General features: G+C 42.2%; 13 protein-coding genes. 3 read left to right on the top strand and 10 right to left on the bottom strand.

What is annotated here, in order from left to right; genetic code table 11:
* The 3 genes from PWQ49_RS00460 to PWQ49_RS00450 are packed head-to-tail and all read right to left on the bottom strand — an operon-like array spanning position 1 to position 1,679.
* Positions 1–360: a DUF2149 domain-containing protein gene (locus tag PWQ49_RS00460; RefSeq protein ID WP_300606342.1), complete on the bottom strand. Its 360-nt coding sequence runs from the start codon at positions 358–360 to the stop codon at positions 1–3.
* The gene (locus PWQ49_RS00455) at positions 357–980 is read right to left on the bottom strand and encodes a MotA/TolQ/ExbB proton channel family protein (protein WP_300606339.1); all 624 of its coding nucleotides are present in this window, start codon (positions 978–980) and stop codon (positions 357–359) included. Before PWQ49_RS00455 ends, PWQ49_RS00460 begins: the two co-directional genes overlap by 4 nt.
* Before the next feature lie 21 nt (positions 981–1,001).
* Entirely contained in the window at positions 1,002–1,679 is a 678-nt protein-coding gene (locus PWQ49_RS00450) for a DUF2162 domain-containing protein (RefSeq protein WP_300606336.1), read from the bottom strand.
* Between the two features lie 497 nt (positions 1,680–2,176).
* Between PWQ49_RS00450 and PWQ49_RS00445 the strand changes: the two genes are divergently transcribed.
* On the top strand, positions 2,177–3,235 hold the full coding sequence (locus tag PWQ49_RS00445; RefSeq protein ID WP_300606333.1) for a GTP-binding protein: 1,059 nt from the start codon (positions 2,177–2,179) through the stop codon (positions 3,233–3,235).
* Between the two features lie 296 nt (positions 3,236–3,531).
* Here PWQ49_RS00445 and hcp read toward each other — a convergent pair whose 3' ends face one another.
* From hcp to PWQ49_RS00425, 4 genes are all read right to left on the bottom strand, one after another.
* The gene (hcp, locus tag PWQ49_RS00440) at positions 3,532–5,154 is read right to left on the bottom strand and encodes a hydroxylamine reductase (protein ID WP_300606330.1); all 1,623 of its coding nucleotides are present in this window, start codon (positions 5,152–5,154) and stop codon (positions 3,532–3,534) included.
* Positions 5,155–5,291: 137 nt separating this feature from the next.
* Entirely contained in the window at positions 5,292–5,423 is a 132-nt protein-coding gene (locus tag PWQ49_RS00435) for a hypothetical protein (RefSeq protein WP_300606328.1), read from the bottom strand.
* A gap of 52 nt (positions 5,424–5,475) precedes the next feature.
* On the bottom strand, positions 5,476–5,877 hold the full coding sequence (locus PWQ49_RS00430; protein WP_300606325.1) for a secondary thiamine-phosphate synthase enzyme YjbQ: 402 nt from the start codon (positions 5,875–5,877) through the stop codon (positions 5,476–5,478).
* A 702-nt stretch (positions 5,878–6,579) separates the two neighbouring features.
* Positions 6,580–9,624 carry an FAD-binding and (Fe-S)-binding domain-containing protein gene (locus PWQ49_RS00425; RefSeq protein WP_300606322.1) on the bottom strand — a complete coding sequence of 1,015 codons (3,045 nt, stop codon included), beginning with the start codon at positions 9,622–9,624 and terminating at the stop codon, positions 6,580–6,582.
* Between the two features lie 173 nt (positions 9,625–9,797).
* Here PWQ49_RS00425 and purB point away from each other — a divergent pair, with 173 nt between their 5' ends.
* Together purB and PWQ49_RS00415 are read left to right on the top strand one after the other, a co-directional pair.
* Positions 9,798–11,141: an adenylosuccinate lyase gene (gene purB / locus PWQ49_RS00420; protein ID WP_300606319.1), complete on the top strand. Its 1,344-nt coding sequence runs from the start codon at positions 9,798–9,800 to the stop codon at positions 11,139–11,141.
* A gap of 18 nt (positions 11,142–11,159) precedes the next feature.
* A complete protein-coding gene (locus PWQ49_RS00415; RefSeq protein ID WP_300606317.1) occupies positions 11,160–11,744 on the top strand; it encodes an FmdE family protein in 585 nt (194 codons plus the stop codon).
* A 2-nt stretch (positions 11,745–11,746) separates the two neighbouring features.
* Here PWQ49_RS00415 and PWQ49_RS00410 read toward each other — a convergent pair whose 3' ends face one another.
* From PWQ49_RS00410 to PWQ49_RS00400, 3 genes are all read right to left on the bottom strand, one after another.
* A complete protein-coding gene (locus PWQ49_RS00410) occupies positions 11,747–11,938 on the bottom strand; it encodes a hypothetical protein (RefSeq protein ID WP_300606313.1) in 192 nt (63 codons plus the stop codon).
* A 74-nt stretch (positions 11,939–12,012) separates the two neighbouring features.
* The gene (gene uvrA / locus PWQ49_RS00405) at positions 12,013–14,841 is read right to left on the bottom strand and encodes an excinuclease ABC subunit UvrA (protein ID WP_300606311.1); all 2,829 of its coding nucleotides are present in this window, start codon (positions 14,839–14,841) and stop codon (positions 12,013–12,015) included.
* A 435-nt stretch (positions 14,842–15,276) separates the two neighbouring features.
* On the bottom strand, positions 15,277–16,182 hold the full coding sequence (locus PWQ49_RS00400) for a UbiA family prenyltransferase (protein ID WP_300606309.1): 906 nt from the start codon (positions 16,180–16,182) through the stop codon (positions 15,277–15,279).
* Positions 16,183–16,224: the final 42 nt, after the last annotated feature.

Genomic DNA, 16,224 nt, shown 5'->3' with positions numbered 1-16,224 from the left:
TTATCCTCCTGTTTCATTACCGGACTCAGGCACGTAAATCACACGCCCGTCAGCAAGTTTGTAAGCAGTTCCAAGTGCCTCGCCGGTTCCGCCGCCTATCTGATCGGTCATGTTCAGCACCTCAATCTCCTGCCCTTCCTTGATGATGATTTTCATGTTGTCCTGCCCGGGATTTTTGACGATTGTTACATCCTCGGTAGGCGAGAGGAGTTCCGGAAGCTGGAAAGACATTACCAAGGCTACCAGCAACGCTACGGAAAACACCATGGCTATGTCAAAAAGATTTGCAACCCCTGTAAGGGGATTCTGCTCGTCTCCTTCGTACAACAGCCCTTTCCGGCGGAAGTCGCGTTTCCTCACTTCTCTGCCTCCATACAATCAAGTAAATAATTAATGTCAGCCATATCCTGCCAGTACCACCGTTTACGCACCAGTGTGAGAACATATCCTACGATACCTGCAAAAAGACCCAGCACAGTAGTTGCAAAAGCAACCATAAGGTTGTTGGCAAGCTGAAGAATGTTTCCTTCCGCAAGACCTATAAGAGCAGGACCTAATGGGATCAGGGTGCCCATGAGACCAAGCATGGGGGATACTGTAGAAAGAATCTTTGTGAATTCAAGATTCTTGGTCATGCGGACTTCATATTCCTCGGAAAGCCAGTCTATTGAAGTGGATACTCCCTCCCCGAGATGCCGTGCAGCATCCTTTGCAAAAGAAGTAACAAGAGGATTCTGGTCAATTTTTTCAAGTGAAGCCGCAGCAGATTTAAAATCAGAGTTAGTTATGCTTTGCTGAACTTGCGTCCCAATCTGCTCAAGTTGTGCGACATTACGATGTCTTCGGGAATATTCTGAAATAAATTCTCCTATCAGACCTAAAGAGGACACTACTGCAAGCAAAAGAAGGATAACTACAGGATACAGTAAAGAAGAAGATACTGTATACATTATCTGGAAAAGCGATGATTCAATTGCCATTTTATTTATTCACTCCTAAAATCAAGATTGGGTTTTTAGTCTGTTTAAGCCAAATCCAATTGCAATCAATAAGGAGAAACCTACAAAGGGAATCAACTCAACTTCAGGACCTACAAATTCAGGCAGACCCATTTGCTTTATTTTCATATATGCAGGAGCGATTATTGCTCCAAGCAAATAGAAAATACCTAAGAATGTCATGATGTTGCCAAGTGTGTCTGGTCCTTTTTTCAGCTTCCTCAAAGTTAGCGAGGAAACAACCACGGCTATAAAGAATATAACACCCACAACAAAACCCAGAATTGCAGTACTTCTTTCAAGCGAGGAACCTAGAAGCATGATCGATATAAAAAGCGCTGCAAGGCAAACCGGACACGGTATGGACATAAGAGCAAAAGTGCGGTGGGAAACATCCTTGCCTGTGTACCAGTTCTTGGTGGTATAAACCCCTACACCGATCAGCAACAGTGCCATTAAGGCATGTATTACAATACCTGCACTTGATATTTCCATAAGATAGGAAATATCCACGCGTGTCAGTACTATCCCTATTATAGTTGACATAACAAGGTAGGTGGATGCAATTATAAAAATATTTCTATTGTGGATTGTAGAACATCCACAACCTATGCCTGCCTTAACTGCAAATAACAGAATAGAAGTCATAATCCCAATAACTGTGAGTGCAACAACATCCATTTATAATAACCTCTGAAAAATTTATAATATCTATAGGTGATTCATGATGAGTCATTATTTCCGTTTTGAAATGAGAGGCAAGTTAACTTGATCCATTTTAACAAAAAAGATATCATATTTAAGAATTGGTAACTGGATTATACATGATATCCTGTTGGATACTGCATGTTAGCCCAAAAGCTAACATGATGTCCAAAAGAACATTTCCTATTTATCAAGTTGGTACTGAGGTGGTACTGATATTGCTAAAAGATGTTGATTTTAAGATATTCAAGATGAGTTAAAGGGCTCTGTAGAAATCCTATTTGTAAATCCTACTGAGCCATCAATTGGGTTTTATGACTGTGACAGCTAGTGGTTCAAATACAGATGCCTGATCACTGGGATTCCATCTTTATGAGTTGCATCCTGTAAAAAAATGCAAGGACATAAAGCACTCATAACAAATAAATAATTGAGGCCCTTTTCCTCATCACTTCAGATCATTAGGTGTACTTATGCAAATCATAATCATTGGTGGATTTTTAGGCAGCGGGAAAACAACTACGTTGCTCAATCTTGGAAAAATCCTTACCGAGCAGGGGAACAAGATCGCAATCATTGTCAATGAAATTGGAGAGGTTGGACTTGACGGAACAATACTCTCAACATCCGGAATTCAGACCCGGGAGATTACAAACGGGTGCATCTGCTGTACTCTTAAAATCAGTATGGAATATACTCTCCAGAAATTGAAAGAAGAATACGAACCCGATGTAATTATTATCGAACCTACGGGGCTGGCGTTTCCAAAGCAAATCAGAAAAGATCTGGAGATAATGGATATTGAAGGGGTTACTTTTGCTCCGCTTGTTAACATTATTGATGGCAGCCGTTTTAGTGCGGAAATCCAGCAGGCACCAGCATTTATCCGGACACAGATTGAGGATGCGGAAATCCTTGTTATAAACAAGACTGATATTACACCTAAAGAAAAGGTAGAGGCTGTATTCAATGCGTTGCAGGAGCTCAATCCTGATGCAACTATTTTCAGGACTTCAGCAACCAAAGAAAACAAGAGTTTCCGACAGTTTATTGAGATTCTTGCACAGAACAGCACAAGAGTTGGAAAAGAAAACTCCAGAAACTCCATTGAAGAATCAGGGGTTGCAGCCTACTCAATCAAATATCAGATTGAAGAAGGTACAATCAATGAAGATACGGCAGAAAACGTTGCAATTGGTGTCCTCAATAACCTAAAAGACGCTATCCTTGAATTAAATCCTGAATTTGTAGGACATGTGAAAATTGCTGTTAGTACAGGCGATAAACTGATTCGTGCAAGTGTGACATCAGCTGAAGCGGAAATCAGCATACAGGTATTGGAGAATCAGACAAAAATGAGCCCGTTTCTTGCTCTGCTTTGCGCTGTCACAAATGTGGATCAGGAAAAACTGCAATCTTTCATGAAAGAATTTACAGAAAAATCATTGAAAGAACATGGAACACACTTCACAAAAGAAGGCGATGCCTCTGAGCATCATCATACAATAAAAATTGAGGACTTGATTGCTTAACGGCAATCAAGACTTTCGTATCCATAAAGTTGTTTTATTTTAAATTTTAGTCAGTTTCCCATAAAACCAAAGAAATTGTTTTATCCAAAAAATGTTAGATTGCTTAAGCAATTTTTCTCTTGATAAGTAGTTATATGGAAATCCAATTTATACCACTATTCATATAGAGTTGTCCACATTTAATCATCTGAATTAATATATCAAATATCTTTGCTTATTTGATTTTTTATGAATAGATAAGTACAGAAAAACAAAAAATAGTCTCCCATCAACTGATAATCAAAAAAGCAAAGGCTTTATTTCAAAAGCCTTTCCATATCCTCTTCCACCGTGGTACTTGGCACCATGCCGTATTTCTCCTTCATCAGTTCATTGTAAACATTCGGTGTGACGAATGGGAAAAGCTTTGGCCCCAACGTGATATTATTTACGCCAAGCCTCAAAAGGGTCATCAACACAAGAACTGCCTTTTGTTCGTACCATGCGATATTGTACGAAAACGGTGCTTCATTAACATCTATAAAGCCAAGCCGTGCCATAAGTCCCTGTGCAATGATGACCAGTGAAAACGAATCGTTACACTGCCCTGCATCCCAGAGCCGCGGGATTCCGTCAATGTCCCCGAGATCAAGCTTGTTGAAACGATATTTTGCACATCCGGCGGTCAGTATAATGGTATCCTTTGGCAGGGCTTCTGCGAAATCCGTGTAGTACTGCCTGTCCTTATGGCGCCCATCACAACCTGCCATTACCATGAGCCTTTTTATCTTGCCTGATTGAATGGCATCTACGATCTTGTCTGCATTGGACAGTACGTGGTTGTAAGCATAACCTGTCAGAACTGTACCTTCTTCTATCTGCACCGGTGGTTCACATGCCTTTGCTTGCTCTATAATAGCCGAGAAGTCTTTCTTACCATCCTCAGCCACGATATGTGTGGCTCCCTCATAACCAACGGAACCTGTGGTGTATAACCTGTCAATGTAGGTATCCTTTGGTGGCACTATACAGTTGCTTGTCAATAATATTGGTCCGTTGAAACTCTCAAATTCCTTTCTCTGTTCCCACCATGCTCCGCCGTAATTTCCTGCCAGATTGTCATATTTTTTAAATTCAGGATATGCATGTGCAGGAAGCATCTCGCCGTGAGTATAAACATCTATACCGGTCCCTTCAGTCTGATCCAGCAGTTCTTTCAGATCCTTAAGATCATGACCGCTTACAAGAATCCCGGGATTGCTTCTAGTCCCAATATTGACATGTGTGGGTTCGGGGTTGCCAAATGCACCTGTGTTTGCCTTATCAAGATCTGCCATTACATCAAAACCGTGTTCCCCACATTTTAGTGCCCATGACATGAGATCCTTAACAGTCAGGCTGTCATCCGTGGTTGCCACAAGAGCCTTCTCTATGAAGTTCACTATCTTCTTATTGTGATTTCCAAGCATCATAGCATGATAAGCATATGCTGCAATTCCTTTGAGAGAATAAATTATCAGTGCTCTCAATGATCGAATATCAGCATCCTCAGTTGCAAGTACTCCGGTATTCCTATCCTTAAGATTTTCCGGGGTCAGAGTTGCAATCTCAGGTAGATTGTTCTCATCAAGTGCACCGTTATCCAGAAGTTTCTGCCTGATTTCATTCTGAATCTGGAACCCTCTGCTAATGCGTTCCTGAATTCCAGAAGCCCTGAACTCTGTATTTGTAATGGTTGAAAACAGTGCATCAAACATAAATTCATCAGTGCTTTCCTCAGAAATACCTGACTCTCTTGCTTTCTGGTTGTAGAATGCAATGCTCTTAAGCAAATAGATGAGATCATCCTGAAGGTCTGAGACTTCCCCTTTCTTACCACACATGCCGTTTTTTGTACAGCCTTTAAAATTCATTGTTTCTTCACACTGGTAGCAGAACATTTTATCACTTTTGTTTTTTTTATGAGTTATGATGTTTAGAAATACGAAATATTCAATCCAATATTTTCAAAAATAATGATTAAAAATTGCAATTTGATGGATAAAATACCATTCTTCACGGGCATATACGGTATAATTTACTCGCAGGTATCCAGTAAATGCCGGCTCTTCCCTACCCTTTCATCCCCGGGATGGATAGGTTCCACATGAGACACTTTTTTTGTTTCCTTTTTCTCTACGTTTTTCTTTATTTCTGTTTCTTCAGCCATTTTGTACCTCCCTAAATCAGACTATTAATCAAAATTGATGGACTGGAAATATTCACCCAAACATACCACCGGGAATAATAATTACATCCACATTGCGCTTTCGTGGCCCATCAAACTCTGCAAGAAAAATGCTTTGCCATGTCCCAAGTGACAAGCGAGAATTTTTGACAGGAACAATTTCACTGCTACCAAGTATTATGCTTCTAAGATGAGAATCTGCATTATTATCTATTCGATCATGGTTATATCCTGCATGAGAAGGAACAAATCTCTCCAGCATCCCGATAATGTCAGAGACCAAACCCGTTTCGTTCTCATTAATCACAATCGAAGTGGTAGTATGAGCCGTGCGGATAATACAAATCCCATTATCAATTCCGGCGTTCTTAACTTCCGATGCGACCATTTCAGTAATGTCTATCAGTTCTGTTCTTTTCGAAGTGTTTACCTGCAATCAGGAACCTCCACTCTTAAAATATCTTATTGCGTGGCAGAAAAATCAGCCATTATGTCAAGGATTTCTTCGTCGTATACCACAAAAACCGACTGGAAACATAGCGACATGGATTTTCTCCTCACGTGCGATGTCGAGCAATATCCTGGCGGAGATCCTCGCTTATCGCCATAGATGTCAATTTCTCTTTACTCATAAAAATTTACGGCATCAAGCTCCGCAAGCATTGCCGCTCTGAGGACTTCCTTATTGATATTTTCAGGATCCATATCCACCGAAGACCCAGGTATTTCTGAAAGCATATTATACACCCCATAGAAGGTTAGAAAACCATGCTATAAATACTGAATGGAAAAGCACAAAATAGATATAATAGCAGTAAACCACAATACATGGTGCTTTTTATGCCACAATGTGAAAAGTGTGGAGAATATATGGAAAAACTATTCAGTTGTGGAAAACAACAGTTATGCAGGAAGTGCTTCCGTGAAAACGAATACAAATTCGACCCATCCTCACTTGACTGCTGCCAATGCACATAACTTTTTCGATCCCAAAAACAGGATTTGAGATTTTTACCAATAATACTGCATATAATAGGATTCCAGAATCCATTTCTTAAAACACCAACATTCTGTAAGGAAAAAGAAAGTATTAAACTGCATCCAAAAAAATGGGATGCAGTATGCAGGAGGGGGGTGTTCAGTGTGTCTTGATATATTCTATCATCTTAGGTGTCAATAGCGGGATAATCTGCGGAAGCATATTAGGCATCAGATTCTCCATTGCTTTTGGCATAAGATCAGGCATCTGCTCCCTCAGGTCATCAGACATCTGCACACGCCTTCCGACAGCTTCAAGCATATCCGGCATGACCTTTGGCATCATTCCAGGCAGGAGTTTTGGCATCATGATAGGCATCATTGGCTTCATCACCCGATCCATACCAGGAACATATTTTACCATCTTCATCATGGGTTTCAGGGGAGCCGGCATTGCATCCATCATCTGCGGAAGTAACTCTACCATTAGATCAGTCATATTCTCTGGTCTTAGCAGATGTATCATCTGATCAAAGGTTACCCATGCCGTCAGTGCAGTATTTGTAGTGTCAGGAATATCATACCCAAGACTGCGGGCAACAGTTGCAGACAAGTCCTGCACTTCCACCGGACTGCCACTTTTATCTGCAGCAATCCTGAGCTGTACCTGACAACACGGACATGCTGCAACCATCAAGTCAGCACCTGCATTTTCAGCTTCTTTAAGTCTTATGTTACCAACAACATTCGCAACTTCAGGGTCAGAAACAAGTGTCAGTACTGAACCACAACAATGACCATTTTCCCTGTTGTGTTCCATCTCACGGAACTTAACTCCCGGAACTGATTTGATAAGATCCCTTGGCGGTTCGTATATGCCGCCTGCACGACCCATGTGGCATGCATCATGGAGGGTAACTACCCTGTCCAGTGGTTTGACGAATTTCTTTGAAAGAACATCGAGCTTGTCCTGAAGAACTTGTGAGTAGTGCTTTGCTTCGAAATTATATTCAATTCCAAGTTTCTCTGCCCACTGTCTATAGAATGTATCCCATACCAGCCAGCATGCAGGACAAGATGTTATAACGGTTTTGACGCCTTTCTTCCTCATGTTCTCGATATTCATTCTCATAATTTTTTCGAAAACATCCCACTTACCGGCTGTAAGCATAGGAATACCACAACATGATTCTTCCTTGCCAAGATATGTAATATCCATTCCTGCATCCGTCAGCAAACGTACTGAAGCTTCAGCAATATCCTTCTCGACAAAGGAAGCGGTACAGCCTGCAAAGTAAGCATACTCTGCCTTGTCTTTGATCTTTGGTTTAAGATCCTCAGGCATCCAGTTTTCCCTCTTCTTCAGGTACTCTCCCCAGATGTTCCTTTCCTTGAGCAGGCTTGAAGCCATGATCTCAAATGGCGGAATAGTCATCTTGCCCTGTTTCACAACCAGTTCATTCCTCATAGTCATCCATGAATCATTGATGGGAAGATCAAGCTGACATCTGAAATCACAGAGTTCACATGTCGTACAGGCCAGGAAAGTATCAACCTGCTCCTGTACCATTTTGTCCCTGCCGGCAAGGTATTCCTTGATAAAGAACCACTTTCCGCGGGGAGACTGTGATTCCCATCCACGACCGTAATACTGGTCACACTCGTTTACACAATAACCGCACTGGGCACATGTGTAAGCATGAGAAATTACGTCTGCAGGGATACCCTTCTGCGTGCTGAACTTTGTCTCCCCTACGCCGGACATGTTGCCCACAACACGCATAATGGGTTCAAAAGTCCTTGACATGGAAATTGCCGTACTGAAACTTCCCCTTCCAGTAAGGGTTTCGGGATTCATCACGTCCTTTGGATCAAATTTCTTCTTTAGCTCCATGAGCTTTCTAAAGTGTTCGCCATAGACTTTAGGAGAATCCTTTGCGAAGTACAGTCCGGTAGCATACATCCTTCCGCCGTTCTCTTCTGCAATGCGGTTGATGCTCAGAGCCAGCGGGAAGGCCAGATTGAATTTGAATGATCTTTCTGAATGTGGAATGAAACAGAGAAGAACTATATCATCTCCCTTTGCCACCATTCCTTCCATGAGTACCGGCAAGGAGACGGTTTTGTTGATCTCGGCAATTACCTTGCTGAGTTTGTCAGCAGGAATTACTACTTCTGCAGGAATAAATGAAGGGCCAAGTCGCTTGACTTTCATTGTCCTGAACCATTCACCAGACTCGTGCTCGGAAATTTCTGCAGGCAGGACTTCGCCTCCAGCATCCTTAATGGCATCTTCGAGACCAATTATATTCCTGTTTATGGGATAGAAGAAATTGCAGATAAAAGACTTCGGTAGATTAATACGATCTTCTTTCACAGGTTCACCATGATGCAACCTCGCAGGAGCATTATTTTTCATCTCGGCAAAATCTGGATTTATAAAAGAGATTGACCACAGCGGAATCTTGCGTTCCCCGATTAGCTCAATGGCCTTTTGCAGAGAGGCAGCATCCTTAAAAGCAGCAGAAACAGCAATTGTCCTTTCATGTTTGCGAATCTTGATCGTAACCTGTGTGATTATACCAAGACTGCCGTAATTGCCAACAATATCAGCAAGTTCGTTTCCTTCAAACTCCCTGACTTCGCCATTCGGGAGCACAATCCTTGCACCTACAAAAGTATCCTGTGACCAGCCGTATTCATAACTTCCGTAGCCTACACCGTTTTGGGCAAGCCAACCACCCACTGTGGCAGCAGGTGCACTTGAAGGCATGGCACAAACGGAAAGATCCACATGGTTCAGCTTCTGTTCGAGACGTTCCCAGACTATACCTGCACCAACGGTGGCTTCCATAGCTTCATGATCAATATCATAGATTTTGTTAAGCAGGCCAACATCTGCAATAATTCCCCCTTTTGTTGGAATTACACCTCCGTACCCGGATGTTGCACCTGCCCTTGGAACAATGGGGATGGAATAGTTCGCTGCAAATTTCAGCAGTTTTTTAGCATCATCCTCATCATTTAACTTTACAATTGCGGCCGGTTCTGCTTTACCAAGAAACCTGCGCACCATTGAAGGAAGAGCACCTACATCATGATTGTAAAAATGGCGCTCCCTCTTCGAAAAGTTCACACGTTCCCCAAAGATGTCAGAAAGCTCTTTTTTCTGGCTTTCAGATAACTCGAAAACATTTTGTGACATAGAAATACTCTCCAGAGTAAACTTACTGTATATTAGAATATAATGTAAATGATATTTAATGCTTATGGGATAACCGTACAAAACTCATGGATTACAAAAGCTTATTTATTGGTTGAAAAGCTCTAAAGGCTTCAGGAATACTAAATCAATTTATTATAATCAGGTGATTTATAATGGCAATACACCCCATAGAATTTCGTTATGGCACTGAGGAGATGAAGCAGGTATGGAGTGAAGACAACCGGCTGCGGTGTATCCTCAAAGCAGAAGCTGCACTTGCAAAAGCCGAAGCCTATGTCGGGCTTATCCCTGAAGATGCAGCCAGATTGATAGAGGAAGGGATATCAAAAGTCGAAATTGCCAGAGTTAAGGAAATTGAGGATGAAATCCATCACGATATGATGGCAGTTGTCCTTGCTATATCCGAAAAATGTGATGAGGAAGCTGCCAAATGGGTTCATTTTGGAGCTACTTCTAATGACATGCTGGATACTGCAACCGGTTTGCAGCTTAAAGAGGCCATCGAAGTTCTAGAACCCAAAATGAAGGGTTTGCTTGCTGTACTTGTCAGGCAGGCGGAAAAACATAGAGAAACTGTCTGTGCAGGAAGAACACACGGGCAGATTGGCGTTCCCACAACCTACGGGCTTCGCTTTGCAATATGGGCTTCTGAAGTAGGAAGACACATCGAAAGGTTGAACCAACTCAAACCCCGGGTGATCGTGGGACAGATGACCGGTGCTGTGGGCACTCAGGCAGCCTTCGGGTCAAAAGGAATAGATATCCAGAAAAAGGCAATGGAATTCCTCGAACTTGGAAGTGTTGATGTTTCAAATCAGATTATCCAAAGAGATAGGCATGCTGAATTCATTATGTGGATGGCAAACGTTGCAACAACACTTGATAAAATAGGTGTTGAATTACGTACCCTCCAAAGAAGTGAACTTGCAGAGGTGGAGGAAAGCTTTGGCAAAAAACAGGTAGGATCATCCACCATGCCCCACAAGCGAAACCCCATCAAATCCGAACAGATTTGCGGTCTTGCAAGGATTATTCGTTCAATGGTAGAACCAGAATTACTAAACAACACACTCTGGGATGAGAGGGATCTCACCAACTCATCATGTGAACGTGTGGTGTTCCCAGAAAGCTGCATCCTTACAGATCATATTATAAATCTTGGAATCCGGGTACTTGATAACCTCAGATTCTATCCTGAAAACATAAAACGTAATCTTGAGCTTCTCAGAGGACTAAATATGGGAGAAGCTGTCATGATCGAGCTTGCAAAAAGAGGAGTCGGTAGGCAGGAGGCCCACGAGATTGTGCGAATCGCTGCCATGCAGGCACACGAAGAAGGAAAACACCTCAAGGAAACACTCCTTGAAAACGAAGCTGTGAAGGATGTGCTGACAGAGAGCGAAATTGAGGCCCTTGTAGACCCTTACAAATACATTGGCACAGCCGTTGAGCAGGTTGATGCTGTGACTGATAAACTGAGAAAATTATACCTTTAATTGTGGAGTTGATAAGTAATGGAAATCGAGGATGCCGTGAAATTCCACGGACACATGTGTCCCGGTCTTGCAATTGGATTCAGGGTTGCAAAACTGGCAGAGGAGCATTTTGGGATGCGTTCAAAAGATGAAGAACTTGTTGCTATTGTAGAAAACAAATCATGCTCAGTAGATGCCATACAGGTTATCAACAGTTGTACTTTTGGAAAAGGTAATCTGATCTTCAGAGATTACGGGAAACACGTTTACACATTTTTTAAACGAGGGAACGAAAAAGCACTCCGTATAGTCCGAAAACAGAATGTTTTCGAAAGAGATAATAACGGAAATAATCTGTTTGAAAAAATTCGTGCAAAAACTGCTACACCAGAAGAAATGACAGAGTTCAAAAAAGAGCGTGAAGAGAGAATTAAAATGATACTGGAAGCTCCTGCAGACGAATTATTCAAGATAGAAGAAATTAAAGCCGAGCCACCAAAAAAGGCGGTGATTTTCCAGACTCTGACCTGTAGTGAGTGTGGCGAAGGCATGATGGAAAGCCGTGCACGTATTGCCCATGGAAAGTATTTCTGTCTCCCTTGCTTTGAGAAATACGACGTCTGAAATCAGGATTGGCTCGTCTGCCTTTCCATTTCATTCTCTTCCCTGATTATTTTGCACAGGGTTTTTTTGAATTCCACCTGAGTCTTGAATCTGGCAACATCAGGAGTCGGTTCGGAACGATCCTGTTTTACCATGATATTACTAAGGTATTCAAGATCATTCTTGATATTTTTACACTTAATTTTTCTTACCATACAGTCCCTCTTACTCCAAAGGTAGATTTACATGATAGTTTTTTGAAGGTCTCAACAATAAACCTTACGGTGGGTTACTCATGGAACAATCTATGCAGGAATTCACCTGTATAGGAATTTTCCACTTTCGCCACATCTTCAGGAGTGCCTTCGGCAATAAGAAAACCTCCGCGCTCCCCCCCTTCCGGGCCCAGATCAATTATCCAGTCTGCAACCTTAATAACATCAAGATTGTGCTCTATGACGATGACAGTATTTCCGGCATCAACGAGCCGCTGGAGGACTTCAAGCAGTTTTTTCACATCCGCAAAATGAAGTCCTGTGGTTGGTTCATCAAGAATGTAAACGGTTTTGCCCGTGGATTTCTTGCTGAGTTCCGTGGCAAGTTTTACCCGCTGGGCTTCACCACCAGAAAGGGTTGTGGAAGACTGTCCCAATTTGATATAACCCAAACCGACATCAAACAAAGTCTGTAATTTGCGTTTTATCTTGGGCACATTTTCAAAGAATTCAAGAGCTTCCTCTACAGTCATGTCAAGAACTTCGGCTATGTTCCTGCCCTTGTAAGTGACTTCAAGAGTTTCCCTGTTATATCGTTTTCCGTGACATACTTCACATGGAACATAGACGTCGGGAAGGAAATGCATCTCAATAGTAATTGTCCCATCTCCGTTACAGGTTTCACATCTGCCTCCCTTTACATTGAAACTGAATCTGCCGGGTTTGTACCCCCGGGTTTTGGATAACTTAGTCTGGGCAAAAAGTTCTCTGATTGGAGTAAAAAGATTGGTATAGGTTGCGGGGTTGGAACGTGGAGTCCTGCCAATTGGGGATTGATCGATGGTAATTACCTTATCAACCGCTTCCAACCCTTCAATGGAATTGTACTTCCCGGGACGCTCTCTGGCACGGTTGAGCTTCTGGGCGAGCACTTTGTTCAGGGTTTCATTGACTAGAGTGCTTTTGCCTGATCCAGAAACACCAGTTACGCATACCATGACACCAATGGGAAAATCCACATCAATGGATTTCAGATTGTTCTCTGCGGCACCAATTAGACGGATAAAACCCTGTGGAGAACGGCGTTTTTCAGGAATACCGATTTCAACTTTCCGGCTGAGATACCGTCCTGTAAGTGAGTGGGGATCTGCCATTATGTCAAGAGGGGATCCTTGGGCAACAATCTCACCCCCGTGAATACCGGCACCTGGACCCATGTCCACCACATGATCGGCATTCATGATGGTTTCCTCATCATGTTCCACAACAAGCACAGTGTTGCCGATATCCCTCAGGTGTTTAAGAGTATTGATTAGCCTCAAATTGTCACGCTGGTGCAATCCGATGCTGGGTTCATCAAGGATGTACAGCACACCCATAAGACTTGAACCAATCTGTGTGGCAAGCCGGATACGCTGGGCCTCTCCACCTGAAAGAGTCGCAGCCGAGCGGTCGAGAGAGAGATAATCAAGCCCAACATCCACAAGGAAGCCCAGACGGGCTTTGATTTCCTTAAGGATCAGGCGTGCAATTGTGTATTCCCTGTGCCCGAGATTTTGTTCCAGTTTTTCGAAAAAATGCAGTGCTTCCTCGATGGACATCTTAGTTACTTCAATTATGTTATTGTCAGCTATGAGTACCGCCAAACTGGCCGGCTTGAGTCTGTCCCCACCGCACACATGGCAAGGATTTGTGCTTATGTACTTGCGCATCCGTTCCTTGGTGCTTTCGGATTCTGTTTTTTCATAGATGCGCGAAAGATTGTGAATGACTCCCTTGAAGCGACCGGTGTGTTTCCATACACCACCATTTTTCCCCACATGAACCAAAGGTATTTTGGCCGATGTCCCATACAGGATCATGTGCTGGTATTCGGGTTTGAGATCTTCAAAAGGAACATCCATTGAAAAGCCAAAGTAGTTGGCCATGGATAGAAGGGATTGTATGTAATAGCCGTCTTGCCGTTTACCCCATGGTTCAATAGCACCTTCCCGCAAGCTTAGGGTTGGATCTGGCACGATTAAATCAGGATCAAATTCCATTGAAGTCCCGAGACCATGGCATTCCTCACATGCTCCCTGTGGACTGTTGAATGAGAACATGGCTGGTTCAAGTTCCTCAAAACCTGTTCCACAATTGGGACAGGCAAGTTTCTCGCTGAAAACAAGTTCCTTACCATCAACAACATCTGCAATAACAAGTCCACCGCTCCTTGTAAGTGCCTGTTCCACTGATTCTGAGAGACGTTCTGCGATATCCGGTTTGATCTGTACTCTGTCCACAACAATCTCAATATTGTGTTTTTTGTAGCGCTCAAGTTCCACTTCCTGAGCATCCTCAATTCGCATGATTCTCCCGTCAATCCGAACCCTTGAGAAGCCTTCTGCCTGCAAATCGATGAGCAGTTTTCGGTATTCTCCTTTACGCTCCCTGACAAGGGGAGAAAGGATGTTCACTTTTGTTCCTTCTGGGATTTTCATAATGTTGTCAACAATCTGGTCAACACTCAGCGGCTCTATAACCCTACCACAGTCCGGGCAGTGACGAACACCGATGCGGGCAAAGAGCAACCTCAAGTAATCGTAAATCTCGGTAACTGTGCCCACAGTGGAACGGGGGTTCTTGCTAGTGGTCTTCTGCTCGATGGATATGGCAGGGGAAAGCCCTTCGATGTACTCAACATCCGGCTTTTCCATCAGCCCGAGAAACTGCCGGGCATAGGCAGAGAGTGATTCGACATAACGCCTCTGCCCTTCTGCATATATAGTATCAAAAGCAAGAGAGGATTTACCAGAGCCACTCAACCCGGTGATGACAATAAGCTTGTCCCTGGGTAACACTACGTCAAGGTTCTTGAGATTGTGCTCTTTGGCTCCTTTGACAACTATATTTTTCAGCGACATGGTTTTGCTTGTTAAGTTTTGTGTTTTAGGGTAGATCGAATAGGGGGAATATTTGAATAAGAAGATTAAAGGTTTGCTGCTGAGTTGAAATTTGGAAGGGTATTTTAGCAAGTCTGAGATCAACATTTCTGTTTGCAGTTTCTTCTCTTGACTTTTCCTGCTTTAGCGAAAAAATGTATTATTCTAAATTGACTATCTAGAAATCCTCGATATTCAGCCCGGGATTTGAGCATATAATAATTTGAGAAAGATCTATTGTAAGATCTTAATGAGATTTGCCTACTTTACAAAAATATTGAGGAACATCCCATGGGCTTGGTATAGGTCAAAATTTTGTGGAAATCGATGGTGGAAATATGGGAGGAAAGTGAATAGGGTAAAGGAAACAGGTTTTCCTTCACAATTTTATTTCAGTAATTTGAATAAAATAAATAATCAGCCATCTATAAGCCCGGAGACAACAAACAATACACATCCCAGAATGATGAATTGTCCATCTGCCACAACATCACAAATAGCATTGTTTCCTCCTATCCTGTCAGAAAACAGGACGTAAATCAATGTATAAATGAATCCTACAACCAAAACAACGATCGCAGGAATGCTCAGACGGAAAATACCAATTAAAGACATTCCTGTACCAAGAACAATTGACATACTGAGCAACATAAATCTGGTTTTTTCTGCACCTAACATTACCGGAATTGTATTGATTCCTGAAAGACTATCACCATCAATGTCCCGCATGTCAAAAACAACTGTATTGACGAAGACAAGAAGGAAGAAATAAATCAGTGTTACAAGCATTGTGATATCGTATGATACTTCATATATCAATGCCGGGAGAAGAGCAAGGATAGAAGACCATGCAAAACTTATAACGAGATTTTTTACAGATGGTATTTCTTTTAGCCTTCTATACTTGAAACCCTTTGGAAGCCAAGGAAAACTATATAATAAACCACAAACAAGTGGAATAGATGTCACAATTACTGCATTTATACCGTGGAATCCAGCAATTACAAATGCGAGCAAGTATGCAAAAATTGAGGATATGAAAAGAAATTTAGCATGACGTGAAGTAAAAGAATACCTGGCAGAGTGATTTATTGAATCTTCTTCTTCGTCTGCTTTCCGATCAATATTATAAACGGAATATGTGACAAGGAACATAATTCCCAGTGTTTCCCATATAACTGGAAAACCCTGAAATGAACAGGAAATATATGCCATTCCAACACCGGTAAATGCAAGAAAAACCGAACTGAAAATAATGGCATCAAGGACTTGTTTGACTGCTGTACCATCACTGTATCTGGATAATTGTGTATATTCACCCATAGGATTAACTTATGCAGAAAAAACTAACATTAATTCCTATGG

This window comes from Methanohalophilus sp., from assembly GCF_030156785.1.
In the GTDB taxonomy this organism is placed as follows: Archaea; Halobacteriota; Methanosarcinia; order Methanosarcinales; family Methanosarcinaceae; genus Methanohalophilus.
The sequence above is the reverse complement of the archived record's forward strand: the minus strand, read 5'-3'. Positions and strand labels throughout refer to the sequence as shown.

Excerpts from the sequence above, each read along its gene's own strand:
- PWQ49_RS00425 (WP_300606322.1), bottom strand. The coding sequence starts at position 9,624 with ATGTCACAAAATGTTTTCGAGTTATCTGAAAGCCAGAAAAAAGAGCTT.
- purB (WP_300606319.1), top strand. The coding sequence starts at position 9,798 with ATGGCAATACACCCCATAGAATTTCGTTATGGCACTGAGGAGATGAAG.
- PWQ49_RS00455 (WP_300606339.1), bottom strand. The coding sequence starts at position 980 with ATGGCAATTGAATCATCGCTTTTCCAGATAATGTATACAGTATCTTCT.
- PWQ49_RS00445 (WP_300606333.1), top strand. The coding sequence starts at position 2,177 with ATGCAAATCATAATCATTGGTGGATTTTTAGGCAGCGGGAAAACAACT.
- PWQ49_RS00400 (WP_300606309.1), bottom strand. The coding sequence starts at position 16,182 with ATGGGTGAATATACACAATTATCCAGATACAGTGATGGTACAGCAGTC.
- PWQ49_RS00435 (WP_300606328.1), bottom strand. The coding sequence starts at position 5,423 with ATGGCTGAAGAAACAGAAATAAAGAAAAACGTAGAGAAAAAGGAAACA.
- PWQ49_RS00410 (WP_300606313.1), bottom strand. The coding sequence starts at position 11,938 with ATGGTAAGAAAAATTAAGTGTAAAAATATCAAGAATGATCTTGAATAC.
- PWQ49_RS00415 (WP_300606317.1), top strand. The coding sequence starts at position 11,160 with ATGGAAATCGAGGATGCCGTGAAATTCCACGGACACATGTGTCCCGGT.
- hcp (WP_300606330.1), bottom strand. The coding sequence starts at position 5,154 with ATGTTCTGCTACCAGTGTGAAGAAACAATGAATTTTAAAGGCTGTACA.
- uvrA (WP_300606311.1), bottom strand. The coding sequence starts at position 14,841 with ATGTCGCTGAAAAATATAGTTGTCAAAGGAGCCAAAGAGCACAATCTC.
- PWQ49_RS00450 (WP_300606336.1), bottom strand. The coding sequence starts at position 1,679 with ATGGATGTTGTTGCACTCACAGTTATTGGGATTATGACTTCTATTCTG.